Annotated in this window: 1 protein-coding gene; it reads left to right on the forward strand. The window is 69.6% G+C overall.

What is annotated here, in order from left to right; all coding sequences use genetic code 11:
• The first annotated feature begins 51 nt into the window (after positions 1-51).
• Entirely contained in the window at positions 52-912 is an 861-nt protein-coding gene (locus GRF61_RS24110; RefSeq protein ID WP_169153150.1) for an isocitrate lyase/phosphoenolpyruvate mutase family protein, read from the forward strand.
• Positions 913-1,268 lie beyond the last annotated feature (356 nt).

Below are 1,268 nucleotides of genomic sequence, written 5' to 3' on the forward strand. Positions count from 1 at the left end.
GAACAACCCGGGGCCATGCCCCCTGAGCCAACACCAACCCAGGAGCCCACCATGTCCACCCGCAAGCAACTCCGAGCGCTGGTCGAAGCGCGCCGCGGCGTCATCGTTCCCGGCGCCTTCAACGCGCTGTCCGCCAAGGTCATCGAAGACCTCGGCTTCGAGGCCATCTACATCACCGGCGCCGGCGTCACCAACATGTGGTTCGGCATGCCGGACCAGGGCTTCATGGGCCTGGCGGAGATCGCCGACCACACCGCCCGCATCCGCGATGCCGTCTCGCTGCCGCTGCTGGTGGATGCGGATACCGGCTTCGGCAACGCCCTCAACGTCTATCACACCGTGCGCACGCTGGAGCGTGCCGGCGCCGACTGCATCCAGCTGGAGGACCAGGTGGCGCCCAAGCGCTGCGGCCACTTCAACGGCAAGGATGTGATCAGCACCGAGGAAGCGGTGGCCAAGGTAAGGGCCGCCGCCGACGCCCGGCGCGATGCGGACTTGCTCATCATGGCCCGCACCGACGCCGCCGCGGTGCACGGCTTCGACGCCGCGGTAGACCGCGCGCTGCGCTTCGCCGAGGCCGGCGCCGACATCCTCTTCGTCGAGGCGGTGACCCGCGCCGAGGAAGTGCGCGCGCTGCCCCGGCTGCTGCCGCGACCGCAGCTGATGAACATGGTCATCGGCGGCAAGACGCCCATCTTCAACGCCACCGAGCTGGGCGACCTGGGCTACGGCGTCGTGCTCTACGCCAACGCCGCGCTGCAGGGCGCGCTGACCGGCATGCAGAAGGCATTGACGGTGCTGCGCGACGAGAAGGCGGTGACGGAGTCGAGCGGGCTGGTCACGCCCTTCGCCGAACGCCAGCGCCTGGTGGGCAAGCCGGAATGGGATGCGCTGGATGAGCGGTATGCGTGAGGTGTGGCGGCCTATCGGGCAGGCATCGGCGCCGCCGGGCCGGATGCTGTTGGCGCAGGCATCGGGCAGCGGTCTCGGGCGTGCTCCTGAGCGGGCGCTTGGCCGCCTGATCTGACCGAATCACCGCAGATGCTGGAGCAGGGACGGCAGCATTTTTTTTTGCCGTACAGGCATCCGCACCCGCCATCGAAGCCGCGGGATTTTCTCCCCTCTCCCCTCGCGGGGCGTAGGCGAAAAAAGCGAAGCACCGCTTCGCCCGCCGGAGCGCCCTGTGGCATGCAGGCCACAGGGCCGGGGCGCGGAGCGAGGGCCGGGGGAGAGGGGGCGGTGCTCAGACGACCGCTTGGCCCCCTGAC

Source organism: Azoarcus sp. TTM-91, assembly GCF_012911025.1.
GTDB lineage: Bacteria > Pseudomonadota > Gammaproteobacteria > Burkholderiales > Rhodocyclaceae > Azoarcus.

Coding starts and splice junctions, on each gene's coding strand:
- GRF61_RS24110 (WP_169153150.1), top strand. CDS start 52: ATGTCCACCCGCAAGCAACTCCGAGCGCTGGTCGAAGCGCGCCGCGGC.